This window comes from Liquorilactobacillus uvarum DSM 19971 (assembly GCF_001434935.1).
Classification (GTDB): domain Bacteria; phylum Bacillota; class Bacilli; order Lactobacillales; family Lactobacillaceae; genus Liquorilactobacillus; species Liquorilactobacillus uvarum.
In genome coordinates, this window is sequence record NZ_AZEG01000018.1 from 15125 (window position 1) to 36798 (window position 21674).

Sequence of the window (21674 nt, forward strand, 5' to 3'; positions counted from 1 at the left end):
GGTTGCTTGCGCTCTACATTTCTGGTGAAACTAGGATCTTAACTTGTTCTTTGTCTACCGCTAATGTCTTAATCCCCGCCTGAACGACATTATCCAAACTGATTTTTTTTGTAATTATTTTTTCAAATAACTCCTGATGATTCTTCAACATTCCCAAAACAGATGTAAAGGAATTATTGTAAGCCAGTGTTGTCACAATTCTTATCCCGTTCATGATCAGATCATTCGTCAAATCGATTGTGACAGGTCTGCCAAAAAGCGCAACAATTTGGAAAGTTCCATTTCTTCTGGTTAATTTCAAACCAGAGTCAAATGTGGCCTGCACACCGGCAGCTTCAAATGTAACATCAACACCATTAGGACAATTTTTCCTAACCTCTTCAACAACATCGACCTTTAGAGGGTTCAATGTTTTTTTAATTCCGAGTTCTCTTGCCTTGTCCAGACGCGACTTCGAAACATCAATAATATAAACATTATCAGCCCCCGCTATTTTTGACAGCAGCGCTGTTAACAGACCAATCGGTCCAGCACCCAGAACCGCAACATTCTGTCCTTCACGCAGACCACTTCGTTTAATTGCTTCAAAAACAACAGCTGTTGGTTCTGCCAAAGCTCCCAATTCATAGCTCATTCCTGCTGGCATTTTGTGCGCAAAAATTTCCTTAACATTCGCATACTGTGCAAAACCGCCATCATCTGAAAAACCGAGAAAATTTCCAGCACCATCGGGAGCAAAAACTCTGTTGCAGAAATTATAATCACCTCTTCGGCAATTATCGCACTTCCCACATGCAATTAAAGGTTCTACAGCTACAGCATCTCCTTTTTTCAAAGTTGTCACTCCAGAACCGACTTTAACAACTTCTCCAGAAAACTCATGTCCTAAAACTATCGGCAAGGTCCTTTCAGTGAGCGGGTGTGGCTCGGTCGGCAATCCCCAAGCCTCTAGGTATGCATGCAGATCACTTCCGCAAATGCCGCAGTACTTAACCTTTATTTGAACTTGATTTTCCTTTGGATCTGCTATTGGAATATCTTCAAGCCGTATATCTTTCTTACCATATATCCTTGCTGCTTTCATCAACATCATCCTCCCTCAATTACAGTGATGCACTAAAGTGAGCTATATAATTTGCTTGATTTGAAGTCATTTGTTCTGACTTCAGTAGCTGTTCTTAAAGTCACAAAATTTGAAGGCAAACACACATAGGCCTTTTGTGGAATCGCTTTCTTTTTACATCACAAATTGTAGACCCTTTCTTTTCTTTTTTCAAATACTATCATTTGAAATTTCTAATATAATTAGTGATTCATAACCTATATTTAATGGATTAAAGAAGGTTAATCTAAATTTTTATACCAAATATACTTTTGATTTTTTTGTTTAAAGTAACAACTTATTTTGAAAATTATAGCGCTTTGGATTTTAATCTTATATGTAAGCAGCATAAAGAAGCATTGAAGAGCCACTACTGAGTGACAATTCAATGCTTCTAAAGAATTAACTAATATATATTTATTTTAGATACATTTTTGTAAACTAAAAAAAATTACATTTTTTATCTTTTAACGATCTGCAAAACCATTTGGATGGGTTTGATGCCATTTCCAAGCAGTTTTGATAATTTTATGAATATCATCAAACTCAGGTTTCCATCCTAATATTTTGCGTGCTTTATCCGAAGCAGCGATTAACGTATCCGGATCTCCACCCCTTCTTGGTGCCATTACTGTAGGAATCGGTTTTCCTGTAACTTCACGCGCAGCCTTTAAAATTTCCATATTTGAAAAACCAGTCGAAGAACCTAAATTGAAAGCATTGCTTTCGTTACCCTCACGCAAATAGTTCATTGCCAGGATATGGGCATCTGCCAAATCAAATGGATGAACATAATCACGCACATTAGTCCCATCGGGCGTATTGTAATCATCCCCGAAGATTTGCAGCTTATCTCGAGTTCCTGCTGCTACTTGCAGTACAATCGGCAACAAATGTGTCTCAGGGTTATGATCTTCCCCAATTGTGCCATCGGGCTTTGCTCCGGCAACATTAAAGTAGCGTAAAGCTACAAATTTTATTCCATTAGCTAGATCAGTCCAATGCATGATTTTCTCCATAGCTAACTTGCTTTCACCATAAGGATTGATCGGTTTCTGCGGATCCGTCTCCTTAATAGGCATCGTCTCAGGAATACCATAAGTTGCGGCTGTTGACGAAAAGACAATACGCTTAACTCCAACTTCATTCATGACTTCTAGTAAATTAATCATTCCAGCCGTGTTATTATCAAAATATTTCAGCGGTTTCTTCATGGATTCCGCGACAAGAGAAAAAGCTGCAAAATGAATTACTGCATCAATTGCAGGATTTTCAGCGAAAACCTGACGCATAAACGGTTGATCTGCGATATCACCTTGGTAAAACTTTGCTTTATCACTAACAGCTGCTCGATGGCCTGTGACCAAGCTATCAACAACGACAACATCAGCACCCTTTTCAACTAAACGATCAACTGTGTGAGAACCAATATAACCGGCTCCACCTAAAACTAAAACTGCCATTAGGCATTTCCTCCTTGGAGCGTGCACATTTCTCGATTTGGGGTAACTTAACTCCTATGCACGTTTGCTTTTATTTGAATAAGAAGCAATTTTTACGGATCCATTCATAATCAGTCTTTAGATTGACTAAAAATCTATCCGATAACATTTTACCAGTTATTCACACCTTTTTGTCAAATTAAATAAAAACTTACACTTATCTCTACCTGGTAGTCAGAAAGACCGGTACTTGTCGTTTGTTGTTTCTTGTGGTTAACTAGAGATTAGAAATTGATATAAGGGGTAAAACTATGGCTGAATTGGTCTACAAACAAATCATCGCTGATCTGAAGCAAAAGATTTTCGCAGGAGATTATCCAGAACTAAAACTGCCCGATGAACGAACTTTAAGTTTGCTTTACGGTGTCAGCCGCAGCACTATCAAAAGATCCTTAGGTCGAATGGCTAGTGATGGCATCATTTTTAAAAAACGCGGTGCTGGCACATTTATTAATCCCTTATATCTAAAAAACGAATCTGTTTTTAATTATGAAGAAGGATCCAACCTAGGTGTAACTGATAATTTTAAAATGGATGGTCAGAAACCGCGTATTAAAGTCCTCTCCTTTGAGGTCATCAAGCCCACACGTGAATTACAACGCGACCTCTTTTTGAGGAGTGATGACTTTGTTTACAAAATCGTTCGTTTGCGGTTGTTCGATGAACATCCTTTCATGATTGAAACTGGCTACATCCCAATTAAAATTATTCCTGAATTGTCACATGAGATCATTCAAGGATCAATTTTTAATTATGTTCAAAAGGAACATCGGCAAGCCGTCAGTAAATCATTTCTTTCTGTTTTTGCAGAACCTTCAACTGCAAGAGATCAGCAACTGCTTAAACTTTCGGAAAAAGAACCAACGGGCATCATGGAAGGAATCTTTTTTTTAGATAACGGAACCCCATTTGAGTTTTCACACATGCGTTTTCATTACAAATACTTAAAGTTTAATACTTTTGTAGCTGTTAATTAGTAAAATACACTGAATAACAGCTTTCTATCGCTGCTTTTACACATATTTTTAACGTGCTTTTCTTGTAATTATTATTGATTGTCTTCATTGTTGTTAAAATGCGAGCACTGGATTAAGCCAATTCCTTATTTCAGCTATTTTAAGTGTATAAAATGCAGGCTGCCCAATTTCTTTTATATATACAAGTGTTATCTGATCATTCTTGATTTTCTTATCGTGCAAAATTGCACTGTAAAAAGCATCTGATCCAAGCTCTTTTGCATCAACTGGCAGGCCTACACATGCCAATCTGCCTTTTACCTTAAAGGTCGTATCTCCTTTGGTCATACCTTTTTTTTCAAATGCAGCAGTTATACGTGCAATCCCAATCGCAACTGCTTCACCATGCATGAGCTTCCCTGTTTCGATCAACTCTAAAGCATGGCCTATCGTATGTCCAAAATTCAACAGTTTACGCAAATTTTCTTCCTTTTCATCGCGTATCACAACCTCTGCTTTGAAAGTAATACTGGCATGAATTAGTTCCTCAGCATGAGTAATAATATCTTCCGCTTGATTCACTTTCTCAATTATTTTCCAGAATGTGCCACCAACTAGAGCTGCGCACTTAATAATTTCGCCATAACCTTCAACCAGCATCCTCTTAGGCAATGTCTGAATAGTATCTGGATCAATTAAGACCAAATCAGGCTGATAAAAACTGCCCACCATGTTTTTACCTGTCTTCAGATCAATTGCCGTTTTTCCCCCAACAGAACTGTCAACTTGTGCCAACAGCGAAGTAGGAATTTGAATAATTGAAATACCGCGCATATAAATCGATGCAATAAAACCTGCTAAATCACCGACAACCCCGCCGCCCAAAGCAATAACACTATCGGAACGGACAAAATCATTTTGCGCTAAGGAATTTATTAGCAGTTGTACCTGTTTCCAAGATTTGCTTGCCTCCCCTGCAGGAATAGTCAAAATAATGACCTGATGTCCCATCCTCACAAGCTGTCCTTTCACAGCATTTGCATACAGTGGTCCAACATTATCATCAGTAATCAAAGCAATTTTTCTTTTCTGCCAAAGTGGCCCTATAAATTCGACCAACCTGTTCAATACGCCCTTTTGAATCTTTACTTGATAATCTTTAAGTACTATTTCGTCAGACTTTTTTATCGGCATACAAATTTACCTACTTTCCGTTTACTACCTGATGAACCTCGAAGACCTTTTGAGCCATCTTCAAGTACGTATCCGGTTTTAATGCTTGTGGACCATCCGACAAAGCTTTTTGAGGTTCATCGTGAATCTCAACGATCATCCCCGTAGCACCAGAGGCCGCCCCAGCCAATGCCATAGGTGTTACAAGATCCCATTCTCCAACCGCGTGACTTGGATCTACAATTACTGGGTAGTGCGTCAATCTTTGCAGAACTGGAACTGCCCCTAGGTCAAAGGTATTGCGGGTGTATTTGTTATCAAAGGTTCTTATCCCGCGTTCCAACAACATAATCTGGCTATTTCCCTCCGAAGCAATGTATTCGGCAGCATTCAGTAAATCGTCGATCGTTGCTGACATCCCGCGTTTCAAAGCAACTGGGATATTAGTTTTACCAACCGTTTTCAAGAGTGAAAAATTTTGCATATTGCGCGCGCCTATTTGAAAAATATCCGTGTATTTTGCAACCATCTCAACGTGTTCATCATCCATAACTTCTGTAATCATGTCCATCTCGTTTTCGTCTGCTGCCTCTCGCAAGTACTTGAGGCCTTCTTCACCTAAGCCTTGGAAAGAGTACGGTGAAGTCCTCGGCTTGAATGCACCACCACGAACGATTTTAGCCCCGCCTTTTTTGGCAATCGCAGCCATCTTTCTCACATGTTCTTCACTCTCAACAGAGCAAGGTCCAGCCATCATAATAAACTCATTGCCTCCAATGACTGCATGTGGTGTATGAATAATCGTATCCTGCGGGTGAAATAGTCTGCTCCCTTGAACTGCAGCTGGCACATCAGTAATAATTTCTTTTGTGGCCTTCAAAATTTCTGTCGGAAGATCATCTTTAACCGCCCCTTGAACGGCAACGCGATTGCCATTAACGAACACCTGTGTTTTGTCTGCAAAACTTTTCTTTAATGCTGCAATACCTTTTTTTACACCATTTTCATTTAAGACAATAATCATTTTTATTTCCTCCTTGCATTATTGCAATATTTTTTTTACTTCTTCGACTGGCATTTTTTGACCGGTCCAAAAATTAAAAGCTAATGCTCCTTGCCATAACAACATTCCTAACCCGTTGTATATCTGACAACCATGTTCTTTTGCTTTTTTTAAAAGTACTGTCTCTGCTGGCTGATAAATAATATCGTAAACAAGCTGATTAGGAGAAAGGCTTTCCAGAACATCTTCGCCGAATGGCAATCGTTTCTCTGTCATTCCTATATTTGTTGTATTAATCAAAATATCACTCTGTTCAAGAGTATTCTTCATTTTTTCATCATCGTTATATGGATAAACATTAAATTCAGTTTCTGATTTATCTGCGATCGATTCAACCCACTCTTTCAACTGAGTGTATGTGCTATTCTTACGCTTAAAAATGTTTACTTCACGTACATTATATCTAGCCGCAGCCGCTATAATTGACCGACCTGCTCCACCTGCACCAAGAACTGTAATTTTTCTTCCCTTTAAGTTCCATCCGCGAGATTTCAGATCTTCAAACATACCATCACCATCTGTCGTCGCCCCTATTAGACGGCCATTCTCATTCTTAACTGTATTCACAGCCTGAATCTGCCGTGCTTCCGGCGTAATTTCATCCAGAAACGGAATAATATCTCTTTTAAATGGCATTGATAAATTAATTCCCTTAAGATTCAAACTTCTGATCCCTGATACTGCTTCAGATAGATTGGATGGCGCGACCTCAAATGCGAGGTAACGTGCATTCAGTCTGCAATGTTTAAAACTGCAGTTATACATTGCTGGCGAGTAGCTATGTTTAGCTGGATATGCAATAAAGCCATACAAAGCTGTGTGCGCATTAATTTTCATTTTTGATGATCCCCCAATCCATCTAGCCAATCACTGATAATCTAATTTCATTATGCGAATGTGTCTGCTGGTAGATCTGCGCAATGCGTTCAACGGTAAAGTTGTTAGCAGAAATGACCTCATCTTCAGCCCCGCTTGCACCAAAATGATCGATTCCAACCACAGAACCGTCTAAACCAACAAATTTCTGCCATCCTAAGGTCGTCCCCATTTCAATTGCAACTCTTCTACGAACTTCAGAGGGAAGAACTTGCTCTTGATACTTTACTGATTGTTTTTCAAATAATTCCATCGACGGCATTGAAACAACACTCACATCTTGGCCTAGCTTTGCTAGTGCCTGCTGAACTTTGATTGCCAAGTAAACTTCGGAACCTGTTGCGAGTAAGATACCTACCGGTTTCAATCCTTTTTGAGGTGATATTACATATCCACCGCAAGCAACACCATCGGCAGCAAGCTTATCTGAGTGAGATAAAACAGGCAGTTTCTGCCTAGTCAGGATCAAAGCCGTTGGATGGTCTATCGAAGTTATGGCTTGTTGCCAAGCTGCAATCGTTTCATTAGGATCTGCTGGCCGCAAAACAACAACATTTGGAATAACTCTTAGACTCATCAACTGTTCTATTGGCTGATGTGTTGGTCCATCCTCACCAACTGCAATTGAATCATGCGTAAAGACATAGGTCACCGGCAGCTTCTGCAATGCTGCAAGCCTAATAGCACCACGCATGTAATCCGAAAAAACTAAGAATGTTCCCCCGAAAACACGCATGCCTCCATGAAGTGCCATTCCATTCAGAATCGTTCCTTGAGCAAATTCTCTTACCCCGAAAGCAATGTTTCTGCCGCTCCTGTGTTGCTTGGTCATTAAAGGGCTATTTTCGATTGTTGTTTTGTTTGAAGAAGCAAGATCGGCTGAGCCGCCGACAAATTCATCCATTCTAGATGCAATGCTCTGAATAATTTTATGGCTTGTATCACGTGAAGCCTCAGCACCATTTTCATAACTTGCAACACCTTCTGTTGCATTTGTCGTTGTTTTCTCATTCATTGCTTTCTTCAAGACCTTCAGCAACTCTGGATCCCTATCCTGCAATTCAAGAATTTTTTTATTCCACTGCCTTTCTGCATCTCTTCCTCGTTGAACAATCATTTTTTGCGCATAGTTTTCAACTTCCGGTAAAACGGTGAATTCATCAGCCGTCCAAGACAACCTTTCTCGCAAAATAGCCATGTTTTTTATTCCTAGAGGATTACCGTGCACTCGATTAGTTCCAGCATCAGGCGTTCCAAACCCGATTGTTGTCTTTACTTCAATCAATGTCGGTTTGTCCGTCTTTTTGGCATCTACGATTGCTTGATCGATCGATTCAACGTTATTGCCGTCAGTTACCACAAACGTGTCCCATCCATAACTTTCAAACCGTTGCCTGACGTTCGTTTTAAAAGAGCGGCTCGTTGGACCGTCCAACGAAATATTATTTGAGTCATATAAAACAATTAATTTAGAAAGCTTTTGATTTCCAGCAAAGCTTGCGGCCTCGTGCGAGACACCCTCCATCAAATCACCATCACTGGCTAAAACATATGTGTGATGATCAATTACGTTGGTAGTTTTATTGAATTTCTCAGCGAGATGCACCTCAGCTAACGCCATGCCAACAGCCATGCCTAAGCCTTGCCCCAGCGGGCCTGTTGTTGCTTCTACGCCAGGAACCAGCCCATATTCTGGATGACCAGGTGTTTTGCTGCCGAATTTACGGAAATGTTTAAGATCATCCATTGTAATATCAAAACCGCTTAAATGCAGTAAACTATACAGTAATGCTGATCCATGACCCGCAGATAAGACAAAACGGTCACGATCAAACCACTTTGGATCATGAGCATTGATCCGTAAATGCCGACTCCACAACGTCCATGCCATTGGTGCTGCACCTAAAGGTAACCCTGGATGTCCAGAATTAGCTTTTTGAACCATTTCTACACTTAACATTCGTAAGTTATCTATCGCAATTTTATCCCCTGTATCCGACTTCTTTTCCATTTTTATTCCTCCTGCTTCCTTGGCGACAATAAAAAAGCTCTCACGGTTTGCACCATGAGAGCTTTTTTATTCCGAATCACCTTGGACTTGTCCTCTTTGACAAAGATAAGAGAGTCCAGCCATGATTTAGAAAAAGCCACACAGTGCTTAACAACTGCATCATGTGGCTTTCAATAATATTCAACATACGAAAATTACTGGCCACATCCAATGCGGAACGTAATGTCCACATCAGATGTGATGTCGACATTACTGAATAAACCAGTAATAATAAAATCGATTTGATTGTTTAACTAATAATTTTCGCATAATTAGATTCTCCTAAAAAAAATAAAATATTGATTAGAAACGAACTGTTAATTAGGATAATAAAGGCTTGTTTTATGAAAGTCAACCCTTTTTTGTTTTTTTATTTAAAAGTATTAACCATTAACTTTCTGCCGTTATAAATAAAGCGATAAATTGGACCGTTCCAATACTCTAAAAAGTTGACTTTACATACAAATCCATTATTATTATAGATGGATAATAAGTTGATCAAATACAAGTTGAATTTTAAATAAAGGAGCTATTTTTATGACTTCAGAAAACTATTCATCCCCACAATATTTAAACAAACTCGATGCTTATTGGCGGGCTGCCAATTATATTTCAGTTGGTCAGTTGTACCTAAAGGACAATCCGCTATTAAAACGCCCTCTAGAAGCAAAAGATGTCAAAGTTAAACCTATTGGACACTGGGGAACAATCGCCGGTCAAAATTTCATTTATGCCCATTTGAACCGGGTTATCAATAAATACGATTTAAATATGTTCTATGTTGAAGGACCTGGTCATGGTGGTCAAGTCATGGTTTCTAATTCCTATCTTGATGGCAGTTACACGGAAATATATTCTGACATAACACAAGATGAAAAAGGTATGAAAAAACTTTTCAAACGTTTTTCTTTTCCAGGCGGAGTCGCTTCTCATGCTGCGCCAGAAACTCCCGGTTCAATCCATGAAGGCGGTGAATTGGGATATTCAATCTCACACGCAACTGGTGCGATTTTTGATAACCCAGATTTGATCGCAGCTGCTGTCGTCGGTGATGGCGAAGCTGAAACTGGCCCTTTAGCAACTTCATGGCAATCAAATAAATTTATCAATCCAATCAACGATGGAGCACTTTTACCCATCCTTGATTTGAATGGCTTCAAAATTTCAAATCCGACACTTCTTTCACGTCAAAGTAATGAAGAATTACAAAAATATTTTGAAGGTTTAGGGTGGAATCCTATTATTGTTGAAGGCAGTGACCCTGCTAAAGTCCATCCTATAATGGCTCAAGCACTGGATAAAGCAATTGAAGAAATTAAAACTATTCAAAAAAATGCCCGTGAAAATAATGATGCATCACTGCCAACATGGCCAATGATCATCTTTCGTGCTCCAAAGGGTTGGACTGGTCCAAAATATTGGGATAACGAACCAATCGAAGGTTCTTTCCGAGCACATCAAATTCCGATTCCTGTTGATCAAAATGATATGGAACATGCCGATGCATTGGTCGAATGGTTAAAGAGTTACCGTCCTGAAGAACTATTCAATGAAGATGGCAGCTTGAAGCCTGAACTTGCTGCACTTACTCCTAAAGGTGATAAGCGTATGGCTGCGAACCCGCATACTAACCCAGGAAAGCTAATTAAAGATCTGATTTTGCCGGATTATCGCGACTACGCTGTTGATAATTCCACAAGGGGCAAAGTAATTGCGCAAGACATGACGGTTTTAGGCAAGTATTTACGCGATGTCTTTAAAGAAAATGCCCAAAATAGTAATTTCCGTTTGTTTGGTCCTGATGAAACAATGTCCAATCGTCTTGCACCTATTTTTGAAGCAACTAAACGTCAATGGCTTGAAACAATTAAAGAACCAAACGATGAATTCTTGGCTCCCGAGGGACGAGTGATCGATTCACAGCTTTCTGAACATCAGGCTGAAGGCTGGCTTGAAGGCTACGTCTTAACCGGCCGTCATGGAATCTTTGCCAGCTATGAAGCATTCTTGCGTGTTGTTGACTCAATGCTGACACAGCATTTCAAATGGCTGCGCAAAGCAACAGATCAATCTTGGCGCAGTGATGTTCCTTCTTTAAACGTTGTGGCAACATCGACTGTTTTCCAGCAAGATCATAACGGCTATACACATCAGGATCCGGGTATTCTTGGACATTTAGCTGATAAAAAGCCAGAATTTATCCGTGAATACCTTCCAGCGGACGCCAATTCTCTGCTAGCTGTCTTCGACAAGGTCTTGAATGATCGTCAAAAAATCAACTTAATTGTTTCTTCCAAACATCCACGTCCGCAATTTTATTCTGTTGCTGAGTCCAAAGAATTGGTTGATCGCGGACTTAAGGTCATTGACTGGGCTTCAACCGATCAGAATGCGGAACCAGATGTTATCTTTGCTGCAGCGGGTACAGAACCTAACTTAGAATCACTGGCTGCTATTTCAATTCTGCATGAAAAGATACCAGATTTGAAGATCCGTTTCATTAATGTTGTCGATCTTCTGAGATTACGCAGTCAAAAATTGGATCCTCGCGGTTTGAGCGATGCCGAATTTGATGCTTACTTTACAAAAGACAAGCCTGTCATCTTTGCCTTCCATGGTTATGAAGGCTTGATCAGAGACATTTTCTTTGATCGCTACAATCATAACCTCCATATTCATGGCTATCGTGAAAATGGAGACATTACAACACCATTCGACATGCGTGTGCTTAACCAGATGGATCGTTTCGATCTTGTTAAATCCGCTATTTTAAGCTTACCAAATGCTGATAAATACGCACAAATTGTTGCTGAGATGAATAGTACCATTGAGAAACATCATCAATTCATCCGTGATGAAGGAACTGATCTGCCTGAAGTTGAAAATTGGGAATGGAAAGATTTAAAATAACAAAATATTTTAAAAATTTTCTTTGATCATCTTACCATAAGCGCCTTTTAACCGATGTTTATCTAATTTAGAATTAAATTGAAAAATTAACATTTCAGGTTGCGTTATCAAAATTAATAATTTACAATAACATGGTAAGCAATGAGAGGGACATATATCTGAATACAAGCTTTTTTACAGAGAAACTGTGTTGGTGAAAACAGTTAAAAGCATTTTGATAGACTACCCTTGAGTAGTGATACGACTAAACTTTTCAGTTGAATGTATCACCGGACATGTCCGTTATCTGAGTCTGAGTGTAATTAATTTTATTAATTAAAAATGGGTGGTACCGCGCTAAAAGCGCCCCTAGGATATTAAGTTATCCAGGGGCGCTTTTTCTGTTGTAGTCAAACCTTTGAATAACTTTTTCGCAGATTACTGACTGTTTAACTGCAAACTATAAAGGAGATCAAAATGGAAAATAAAGGACATTTAAAAAGAGACTTATCGTCTCGGCAGATGCAAATGATCGCACTCGGAGGCACAATTGGAGTTGGTCTTTTCATGGGATCCTCTGCTACCATAAAATGGACAGGCCCTTCTGTCCTTTTGGCTTATGGCTTAGCAGGTTTAGTTTTATATATCGTTATGCGTGCTTTAGGAGAAATGCTCTATGTTGATCCTTCGACTGGCTCTTTTGCAAAATATGCAACCGAATATATTCATCCGCTAGCTGGGTATCTGACTGCGTGGAGCAATATTTTTCAATATCTGGTGGTTGGCATCAGTGAAGTGATTGCTGTCGGACAATACTTAAATTACTGGTGGCCAGGGCTACCCGGCTGGATCTCTGGTTCAGTAATTGTAATCACGCTCTGCATCGCCAATTTGGTCTCTGTAAAAGCTTACGGTGAATTGGAATTTTGGTTTGCTTTAATCAAAGTTATCACCATTATTTTTATGCTGATTCTGGGTGCCTTAGTTATCTTGCTCGGCTTTGGTAATGACTGGCATCCACTTGGCTTTTCTAATCTTTGGGCCCATGGTGGTTTCTTCACTGGTGGATTTAAAGGCTTTATCTTTGCCCTTTCAATCGTGATTGCATCATATCAAGGAATCGAGGTCATTGGAATCACTGCCGGGGAAGCTAAGGATCCTCAAGTTACCGTTGTTAAGTCTATTAAATCAATCGTTGCACGTATCCTTCTCTTCTATATCGGTTCCATTTTTGTAATTGTCACGATTTATCCTTGGAACCAATTAGATCAAGTTGGTTCTCCTTTTGTTGAAACCTTTTCGCGAGTCGGAATTACCGCTGCTGCTAGTATCATCAACTTTGTTCTTGTTACTGCGGCAATGTCTGGATGCAATTCGGGAATCTTTAGTTCTAGCCGTATGCTATATACATTAGGCCTCAAAAAAGAGATTTCAGATAAATTTGTTAAACTCTCTAAACATGGAGTTCCTAAATTACCCGTCATCGCAATTTCTACTGGTATATTTCTTGGCATGATTGCTGATGAAATTCTGCCGCATTTTATTCAAGGAAGTTCTAATGCTTTTGTCTTGGTTTACAGTTCAAGCGTCTTACCGGGAATGGTTCCATGGTTCATTATTCTCTTTAGTCAAATAAAATTCAGGAAAAAACATGCCGCTGAAATGGCCGAACATCCTTTCAAGTTGCCATTCTATCCTTTGAGTAATTATTTTGCAATCGTCGCTTTGGTAATAACCTTAGGTTTTATGTTCATCAATCCTGAAACTCGCATCTCTGTCATCATTGGTTCCATTTTTTTGATTGTTGTTTCTTTGATATTTTTGCTTACACACCGTAAAAAAGTCTAAGGTCTTTACGACCAAAGATTTATGTTGTCAGCTGATTATTGAAGCGTATCAATTCATACCATACAGAACAAAAAATAAGGGGTCTGGGTCAAAAGTTAAATTTTGATCTAGACTCCTTATTTATTCTGTATAAATGTGTTCCACAAGTCAAAATCCTCCTTTTAGCCTTAAATTACTCATAATAAAGAGACGCGTTATGTTCGTGATAATGCTCAAATTTTTATCGACTTATGCCGCAGTGCAATTTTACCTTATGATATTTGTACTCATAATGTTTCAAAAACGTAAGAGGATTATTTTTTCTCTTTTCTTTTTTTACGCCATTCCTTAAAACGCTTTTTCAAGTTGTTGATTATCATTATTGCAACAACAAATAATGTTGCTGCATAGCCCCAAACACCTAAATTATAAACAATCGGATGCGCTGAACTTGCTTGAACTAATAAGGACGAGCCAACAATGGTTGCTGCCAAAATAATTGCTGTCACAACTTTGTTCAACATACCCTCAATTTTTTTCAGCATTGTTTCCTGATCTTTATAATTGAAACGAATTTGTGCCTGGCCTTGCATCAGAATATCTAAAAACTTATTAACTTTGACTGGGATTTGCGGAGTGGCAACAAAAGCACGCCAGAAATTAAACATGCTATCTTCAACCTCATTTTGCAGATTAAACTTCTTCAACATATATTCCCTTGCAAACGGCCGAGCCACATCAAGCATCGAAATTTCTGGATCAAGCTGTACAACCAAACCTTCTATTAATCCAAAAGCTTTGACTAAAAGCGTCACCTCAGACTTGATACGCAGATTATTATCATGGCACAATTGCATTATCTGGAAAAGCAATTCTGGGAAGTCAATACCACCGAGTTCTGTTTTAAAATAAGGAGCTAAGAAAAATGCCAGCTCTGAATAAAATTTTTCTTCATCTATTTTGCCAGTTCGATCACAAATTGCCAGCAATGACTGTCCTATGTCGCGGATATCTTTTGTATTAAGCGCAATGATGACATTGGCAATTCCATCAGCCAAATTGGGCGGTAAATGTCCCATCATCCCAAAATCCAGATATGTCAGACGATATGGAGGAAGTTTTTTTATTTGACTAACAGTAAAATCAGTTCTGGCAAATTGCTTTGAAAAATGGTGTTCAACCTCATCCGCTTGAACACTTTTTTCTTTTATGCGTGTAAATAAAATATTTCCCGGGTGCGGATCCGCATGGAAGAAATGATCTGTAAACACTTGCTTAATAAAATTACGAACCAGCGTTTCAGCCAAAAAATGTCGTTCTTTTTTTTGCTTTTGATCAACCTGTTCCCCGTCCTGAACAAGTGGCTCGTCAAGTATTCTTTTTATACTTTCTCCAGGCATGTACTCAGAAGTCAGTACTCCTTGGACTGATAATTCTGAATAAAATCGCGGCGATCGAATAATTCCTTGATCGTTATTCAAACGATAGAATTTGTTTCCATTTTCAGCTTCACTTTTTGTATCTATTTCAGCTAGTAATGCCTTTTTTATTTCAAATAACGTCTTACGAACATCAATTACATTCGACTCGGGAGCAAATTTCAAAACAGTAAGTGCCTGTTCCAAAAGCGCCAGATCTGTTTCAACTATTTCTTTAACATTTTCATGTTGAACTTTGACAGCAACCTGAGTTCCGTCTTGAAGCTTTGCTAAGTGCGTTTGCCCAATTGAGGCTGATGCAAAAGGCTTCTCTGCGAAGGTTCTAAAGAGTTCATCCACCGTGTGACCAGTCTGTTCCTTGATTGTTTTCTCTACAACAGAAAAATCATCAACCGTCACATTATCCTGTAATTGCTTAAATTCTTCAACAAACTCAGGTGAAACTAAATCAGCCCGCGTTGAAAGCATTTGACCGATTTTGATAAAGGTCACCCCAAGTTCTTCAAAGGCAATTCTCACCATATATGGATTTCGCTGTCTAACAAGATTAAATAAAACATCGTATTTTCTGAATACCGAAATAATCTTTAATAATCGGGCGTGACGATCCTTTTTTGAAACAACATCAGCTTTCTTTTCTGTCATTTGCACACCTGCTTTTTTTCAAGTACGATTTCTTTTACGATAACATTTTTTAGTAAAAAAGGCACTTCAGACCTCAACGTTTAGAGAAAGTACTATCGATCTTTTTTTGCATTTTATCGCAAAAATGTATATGATTTGAATAACAGTATTTAACTACCATGAGGAGGTCATGATGACTACTTTGTATATTGTACGTCACGGTCAAAGTGAGGCAAATAAAGCAGGAATTCTGCAGGGGAGTAAAATTGACACCCCATTAACTGGGAAGGGACGCAACCAAGCAGAAGCAGTCCAACAGCGACTAAAAGAACTAGATTTCAGTAAAGTCTATGCCAGCCCCCTGCTTCGAGCAGCCCAAACTGCACACATTATTGCAGGTGAAACAACCACTACCTACGATCGACGTTTAAAAGAATATGATTACGGTGAATGGGATGGTCTGTTGGTAAAAGATGTTCATAAGAAATATGCACGTTTTTTCAACAGCCAACATAATCTTCTGCCCGATTCCGATAAAGTATCTCACGGAGAAACATTTGAAGAAGTTACCCAAAGGCTAGAAGAATTCTTCTCGGAACTGGTTATTAAGCATGCCGATGAAAAAATTCTAATTGTAAGTCATGGCTTTACGATCAAATTAATGCTCAACGCTGTTTTAGGCATCGAAAATTTAGTTAATTTGAATGAACCTTCAAATGCAGGTGTTACAAAAATTGAGTTGACCCCTGAAACTAAGACCTTGTTATATTTTAACCAAGAATTTTCTTAATCTATTGTCTCAAACATTACTACAACTAGAAGAATATCAACTTTTAGAGTATATTGCTCTTAGACGATACAATTTAAAAAGGAAGATACTATGTCAAAGCGTTCTTTTAGACATAGCATCTTCCTTTTTGTACGTACATACGGCAAAAATCCACATTATTTGAACTCTTGTGCAACCTCTTTCACCGTCATCTGATGACTTCTTGCTCTTTGAATTACCTCTTTAACATCCCGATCCTTGAACGCAGACACATCAATCCCCTGACTCGCGATATCACGTCGAGCTTTTCGAATCTGCTCTTTCGTAATCAGGGTGTCATTATCCCCATTCGTCTGCCCGTTATCATCACCGTTCTGACCAAGGCCATTATTATTCGAATCGGACGGTAGAATTGACCTCGATGTACTTGAACTGCTGGTAGCTGATGCTGTACGATATCCTAAACCAGCAAGTACACGATTATTATATGCTTCTAGTTTTTTGGCTTTTTTATAGATATCATCATAATAACTTTTATCAATATTGCCATACCCTAAAATAGTAGCTAGCTTCAAATTTGATGCAGTGTATTCATAATTACTTGATAAGACACTTGCCTTTTTATAGTTCTTTTGAAAAATTTTTAGCTCACGCGCAACTTCTTCAAGTTCAGTTTTTTTCACGGACGCGCGCCGCACTAGAGTTGGAGAGCCATTTTCAATCCCCGCAGCCTCATTAAACGCATTTTTTGCTGCATCATATTCACCGTCTTTCGACGATCGAAGACCTTCTTTATACTTCTGAATTTGTTTGACGTAAACACTAGCTACATCACTGCTTGCTTTTTTCTTCTGTGCGTTTCGAAAATGATTTTCTGCAGCTGTATACTTTCCTGCTTTGAGCGCACTTTTTCCTTGTTGAAAAGAATTACGATAATACTGTTCCGTCTCAACATGCTTAGTATAACCATATCCGACAAAAATAATCGCTATCACAAATGCCGCAATAAGCCACATCCACCTTCTCAATTTTCGCACCTCCTTGTATAAATAACTAGCTATTTCAGTATAACATTTTTTTAAAATAACACTAAGGGTTCACAACTTTCTTTCGTTATGTTTGACCGGCTACATCAAAAAAAGTTACAATTATTAAAATTTGTTTTTAGGGAGAGTTGTATGAACACATCCGTTTTAATTGACGTTATAAATCAATATGGTTATTTTGGAATTGCTTTTCTGATTGCGATCGAAAACATTTTTCCACCGATTCCATCTGAAGTAATTCTAGCATTCACAGGCTTCATCACACTTTCCAGCGAACTAAACGTATGGGGAAGTATTATTGCCGCAACACTTGGGGCTATCATCGGTGCTACTGTCTTGTATGCCGTTGGACATTTCTTATCTGTTGAACGGCTTCAAAAAATACTTGCTGGCCGTTGGGGGAAAACGCTCCGGTTAAAACCTGCAGATATTGAGAAAGCTGCTGCCTTTTTTAATCGCCATGGGGGTTCAGCCGTTTTCTTCGGACGTTTTGTCCCAGTTATCCGCAGTTTAATATCAATTCCAGCTGGTATGACAGGCTATCCATTTGGCCGTTTCATTGCCTTTTCAACCGCTGGGACATTGATTTGGAATACTGTCTTAATTTTTGTTGGTCGTTTGTCCGGAAAAGCATGGCCACATATTGTCGCTCTTATCGAAACTTACGGTAAAATCGCGCTCGTAGTACTCATTATCGTTATGCTTGGTTGTTTCCTGTTTTGGCGTAAAAAGAAAAACGCCAAAAATTAAAACATAAAAGAAGAGTGCATCATCAACCGTTAATCGTTAAGTATTAACTATGAATTAAGAACGCAATCTGCGGTTGGATGTGAGTGCTTCGTGGTCAAACGAAGAATTGATTATTGAAACACATTAATTCACATAATAAAAGAACTAAAGGGGCTGGAGCAAAGTATATTTTGCCCCAGTCCCTTTTAAGTTTAATCGGTAATACCAGCATTCGCTAGTTCTAAAAGTTGATTGTTTTCATTTGACAATAAACTGTTCGTAGTCTTATTGACTCAAGTTTAGAGTATAGAATTTAGGCTTCAAATTCTATTTTCTGCCAACCGTATTTTAGTTTCAACATCAATAAAGATATACTTTGGACTCATACGGCCGCAACTTTGTTCCCAAATCATCATCATAATTACTGATCAATAACTTTTTGACTATTTTGCTGTCATATTCACGTTCTATCTCTTTGGAAGTAAAATTGCTGATAACAAGTAATGTTTTTCCATCATACTGCCGCTTATACGCAAACACTTCATCATCTTCAGGATCCAGTTCAACATAATTCCCATATACAATCAAATCACTATTGTGCCTAAGATCGATCAATCTCTTGTAAAAATAAAAAACGGAATCCTTGTCTTGCAGTTCTTGGGCAGCATTTATCTCACGATAATTTTTATTTAGTTCCAACCATGGTTTGCCATCTGTAAAACCGGCATTTTGAGAATTATCCCACTGCATTGGAGTTCTCGCATTATCTCTAGACTCAGTTGCCAAATAACGCATCATTGTAGCATGGTTCACCAACTTTTCCTTATCAACAATTTGATAATAGGATTCTAACGATTCAATATCCTGATACTGTTTCAAATCAGTAAAATGTGCATTTGTCATTCCTAATTCTTCACCCTGATAAATGTAAGGCGTTCCCTGCATCATGTGTAATGTAGTCGCCAACATTTTCGCTGACTTCACCCGAAATTCAGGACTGTCATTTCCAAAACGCGAAACAGCCCTCGCACGGTCATGATTATTCCAATACAAGCTGTTCCAGCCTTTGCCATCCAAAGCTTTTTGCCAACGTGACAATGCTTTCTTCAAATCTACCAATTTCACCGGTTTGTCGTTCCACTTTCCAAGACGCGGATCATCATTGAATGCTAGTGTAACATGATCGAATTGGAAGACCATATTCAATTCACCTGCATCTAGGCCCGTATATTGAACAGCGTCTTCTGTCTTAGAGCTTGGCATCTCACCCACACTCATTACATCGTACTTCGATAAAACTTTGTCATTCATTTCTTTTAAATACTCATTTACTTTGACTCCGTCTGCTACCATGGGCTCAACATCCGCATATTCTGCATTTTCAGGATTAGGTGCATCTGGTAATCCCGCTGGTTTAGAAATGAAGTTAATAACATCCATCCGAAACCCATCAATTCCCTTGTCCAGCCAAAACCGCATCAATTCCCATACCTGTTCGCGTACTTCAGGATTTTCCCAATTTAAATCTGGTTGTCCTTCCGCAAACAAGTGCAAATAATACTGCTTGGTCGCCTCATCATATTTCCAAGTGGAACCCCCAAAGTAAGATCCCCAATTATTCGGCGCTTTTCCATCATTTCCATCTCGCCAAATATAAAAGTCGCGATAAGGATTCGAAACCGATTTTCGGCTTTCTTTAAACCACTTATGCTGATCAGATGTATGGTTGACAACTAAATCCATTACTACTTTCAAGCCTAGGCGGTGTGCTTCATTTAAAAGCTTGTCAAAGATTTGCATATTTCCGAATTTAGGCTGAATATCACGATAATCGCTTATATCATAACCATTATCCTTATCTGGAGACTTGTAAATCGGGTTAAGCCAGATTACATCTACGCCCAATTTCTTGATATACGGTAGTCGCCGCAGCACACCTGCTAAATCCCCAATACCATCATTATCGCTATCCTGAAAGCTACGCGGATATACCTGATATACAACTGCTTTTTGCCACCATTTCTTTTTCATACTTAATTCTCTCTCCCTCCAAAAGCTTCTACTTTTTGTTTACAAGGCCTGTTTGCGGCTTATCTTCTTTAATCACACCAACGGCAAAAACCCCCAACAACATTACTATTCCAGCTACAAGTATCATTCCTGGCATTGATTTATTGATAAGTGGAAAAATAGCAAAGCTAGCCACTGAAGCAATGATCTGCGGTAAACAAATTCCACAATTGAAAAGCCCCATATAAGCTCCTTCATTTTTCCCATCTAATGAAGATGTAAAAATTGAAAATGCTTCTGTCTGCATTGTTAAGTAAGAAATACCTATCAAACAAAATGGTAGAATCAGCAGATATTGATCATGTACAAAGAAAACTCCAATGAAACCTAAAGCTCCAAAGAACAGCCCGATTCTAAACCAAAATTTTCGTTTATACGGATTTGTTTTAGACAGAACTAAGAATCCCCAAACAACAGCTGCTAATGATTGAATGCATGTCAAAATTCCATACCAGTTTCCGGCAGCTTGGTAACCTGCCGATGCTGTATCAGCTGTATTCCAAACGTTCTTAGCAATTGCCCCAGTTGCATATGTCCATAGATATTGAAATGCAAACCAGTCAAACAACTGCACAAATGAAACTTCCCAAAAAGAACGTGGTGCCTTTTTTACTAATTCCCACAATGAAGGCTTATCCTGATGGGCTTTAGTGTTAATATGATGATATTTTGCATAAGAATCTGGATTATATTCTTTAACTGTTACGATCGTATAAATAGATGTAGCTAATAAAATAGCAGCTCCAATGTAAAATGATAGTCTTACCGAAAGGGGAACTTCGCCTTGCTTTGCAACATTAGCAACTCCCAATATAGTCAATAGAAATGGGAAAATAGTCGCAATAACACCGCCCAGGTTGCTGAATGATTGCTGCCACGACCAAGCCAGATCTTTTTGGTCTTCATTTACCATATCTCCAATAATCATCTTAAACGGTTGCATACAAACATTACTTGAAAGATCCATAAATAGAATTGCAATCGCACCAAAAGTTAAAGCTGCAATAGATGCGTACCCAAATCCGAATGAACCTGAATTAGGCAGAAGAACCATTACTAATGCAGCAATCGGAGCACCAATCATCAGATATGGCATCCTACGCCCAAATTTATTTGACCAAGTCAGATCCGAGTATTTTCCAACTAATGGTTGAACTATCATCCCGGCTAACGGAGGCAGTATAAAGAAAAAACCAAGTTTAGTCGGATCAGCTCCTATTGTCTGAAATATTCTCCCCATTTGAGAAGACTGCAGTGAAAAAGCCATGTTGACCCCAAAAAATCCAAAAGTCATTGCAAAAATAGTTTTTAAAGACAATGATGGCAACGAATTTGTAATTTGTGCACTGCTTTTTTTGGCTACATTCTTTTTTGGAACAGATGTTGAATGCAATTTACTCTCCATATTTACTCACTCCTATTCATAACATTATATGTAACTGCTTTCACGAGTATAATATCACTTAGAGCAAACGTTTACAATAGCTTTTAATAAAAATAAAAACTTATATTAAAGCACTTTTAAAAACATGATTTAATATTTTATTTTTTTGTCATAC

At 38.6% G+C, this 21674-nt stretch carries 15 protein-coding genes and 1 other annotated feature; of the genes, 5 read left to right on the top strand and 10 right to left on the bottom strand.

Going from position 1 to position 21674, the window contains the following annotated elements; all coding sequences use genetic code 11:
* Window positions 1–13: 13 nt before the first annotated feature.
* Window positions 14–1084, bottom strand: a complete 1071-nt coding sequence (locus tag FD20_RS08705) for a 2,3-butanediol dehydrogenase (protein ID WP_057737758.1) — start codon at window positions 1082–1084, stop codon at window positions 14–16.
* Window positions 1085–1569: 485 nt separating this feature from the next.
* The gene (gene galE / locus FD20_RS08710) at window positions 1570–2565 is read right to left on the bottom strand and encodes a UDP-glucose 4-epimerase GalE (protein ID WP_057737760.1); all 996 of its coding nucleotides are present in this window, start codon (window positions 2563–2565) and stop codon (window positions 1570–1572) included.
* Between the two features lie 290 nt (window positions 2566–2855).
* On the opposite strand from galE, the gene FD20_RS08715 reads away from it, so the two are divergent.
* Window positions 2856–3581 (top strand): GntR family transcriptional regulator, encoded by a 726-nt coding sequence (locus FD20_RS08715; RefSeq protein ID WP_057737762.1) that lies wholly within the window; start codon window positions 2856–2858, stop codon window positions 3579–3581.
* Between the two features lie 93 nt (window positions 3582–3674).
* On the opposite strand, the gene aroB is transcribed toward FD20_RS08715, so the two are convergent.
* From aroB to tkt, 4 genes are read right to left on the bottom strand one after another with little or no spacing between them, the layout of a single operon-like run.
* A complete protein-coding gene (gene aroB, locus FD20_RS08720) occupies window positions 3675–4754 on the bottom strand; it encodes a 3-dehydroquinate synthase (protein ID WP_057737764.1) in 1080 nt (359 codons plus the stop codon).
* 10 nt (window positions 4755–4764) lie between these two features.
* Window positions 4765–5757 (bottom strand): 3-deoxy-7-phosphoheptulonate synthase, encoded by a 993-nt coding sequence (aroF, locus tag FD20_RS08725; protein ID WP_057737766.1) that lies wholly within the window; start codon window positions 5755–5757, stop codon window positions 4765–4767.
* 18 nt (window positions 5758–5775) lie between these two features.
* Complete coding sequence (locus tag FD20_RS08730) at window positions 5776–6633, bottom strand: shikimate dehydrogenase (protein WP_057737767.1); 858 nt, start codon at window positions 6631–6633, stop codon at window positions 5776–5778.
* A 22-nt stretch (window positions 6634–6655) separates the two neighbouring features.
* A complete protein-coding gene (gene tkt, locus FD20_RS08735; RefSeq protein ID WP_057737770.1) occupies window positions 6656–8683 on the bottom strand; it encodes a transketolase in 2028 nt (675 codons plus the stop codon).
* Window positions 8684–9259: 576 nt separating this feature from the next.
* On the opposite strand from tkt, the gene FD20_RS08740 reads away from it, so the two are divergent.
* Together FD20_RS08740 and FD20_RS08745 are read left to right on the top strand one after the other, a co-directional pair.
* Window positions 9260–11632, top strand: a complete 2373-nt coding sequence (locus tag FD20_RS08740) for a phosphoketolase family protein (RefSeq protein WP_057737772.1) — start codon at window positions 9260–9262, stop codon at window positions 11630–11632.
* 132 nt (window positions 11633–11764) lie between these two features.
* Window positions 11765–11985 (top strand) — a binding site (T-box leader).
* Window positions 11986–12088: 103 nt separating this feature from the next.
* Complete coding sequence (locus tag FD20_RS08745; RefSeq protein WP_057737774.1) at window positions 12089–13459, top strand: amino acid permease; 1371 nt, start codon at window positions 12089–12091, stop codon at window positions 13457–13459.
* Between the two features lie 293 nt (window positions 13460–13752).
* Here FD20_RS08745 and FD20_RS08750 read toward each other — a convergent pair whose 3' ends face one another.
* On the bottom strand, window positions 13753–15522 hold the full coding sequence (locus FD20_RS08750) for an ABC1 kinase family protein (RefSeq protein ID WP_057737776.1): 1770 nt from the start codon (window positions 15520–15522) through the stop codon (window positions 13753–13755).
* A gap of 172 nt (window positions 15523–15694) precedes the next feature.
* Here FD20_RS08750 and FD20_RS08755 point away from each other — a divergent pair, with 172 nt between their 5' ends.
* Window positions 15695–16291 (top strand): histidine phosphatase family protein, encoded by a 597-nt coding sequence (locus tag FD20_RS08755; protein WP_057737778.1) that lies wholly within the window; start codon window positions 15695–15697, stop codon window positions 16289–16291.
* Between the two features lie 155 nt (window positions 16292–16446).
* On the opposite strand, the gene FD20_RS08760 is transcribed toward FD20_RS08755, so the two are convergent.
* Window positions 16447–17298: a hypothetical protein gene (locus FD20_RS08760; RefSeq protein ID WP_057737780.1), complete on the bottom strand. Its 852-nt coding sequence runs from the start codon at window positions 17296–17298 to the stop codon at window positions 16447–16449.
* A 150-nt stretch (window positions 17299–17448) separates the two neighbouring features.
* Between FD20_RS08760 and FD20_RS08765 the strand changes: the two genes are divergently transcribed.
* Window positions 17449–18066: a DedA family protein gene (locus FD20_RS08765; RefSeq protein WP_057737782.1), complete on the top strand. Its 618-nt coding sequence runs from the start codon at window positions 17449–17451 to the stop codon at window positions 18064–18066.
* A 339-nt stretch (window positions 18067–18405) separates the two neighbouring features.
* Here FD20_RS08765 and FD20_RS08770 read toward each other — a convergent pair whose 3' ends face one another.
* Together FD20_RS08770 and FD20_RS08775 are read right to left on the bottom strand one after the other, a co-directional pair.
* Window positions 18406–20076, bottom strand: coding sequence for a glycoside hydrolase family 13 protein (locus FD20_RS08770; protein ID WP_057737784.1), 1671 nt, complete (start codon window positions 20074–20076; stop codon window positions 18406–18408).
* Window positions 20077–20104: 28 nt separating this feature from the next.
* The gene (locus FD20_RS08775; protein WP_057737785.1) at window positions 20105–21520 is read right to left on the bottom strand and encodes an SLC45 family MFS transporter; all 1416 of its coding nucleotides are present in this window, start codon (window positions 21518–21520) and stop codon (window positions 20105–20107) included.
* Window positions 21521–21674 lie beyond the last annotated feature (154 nt).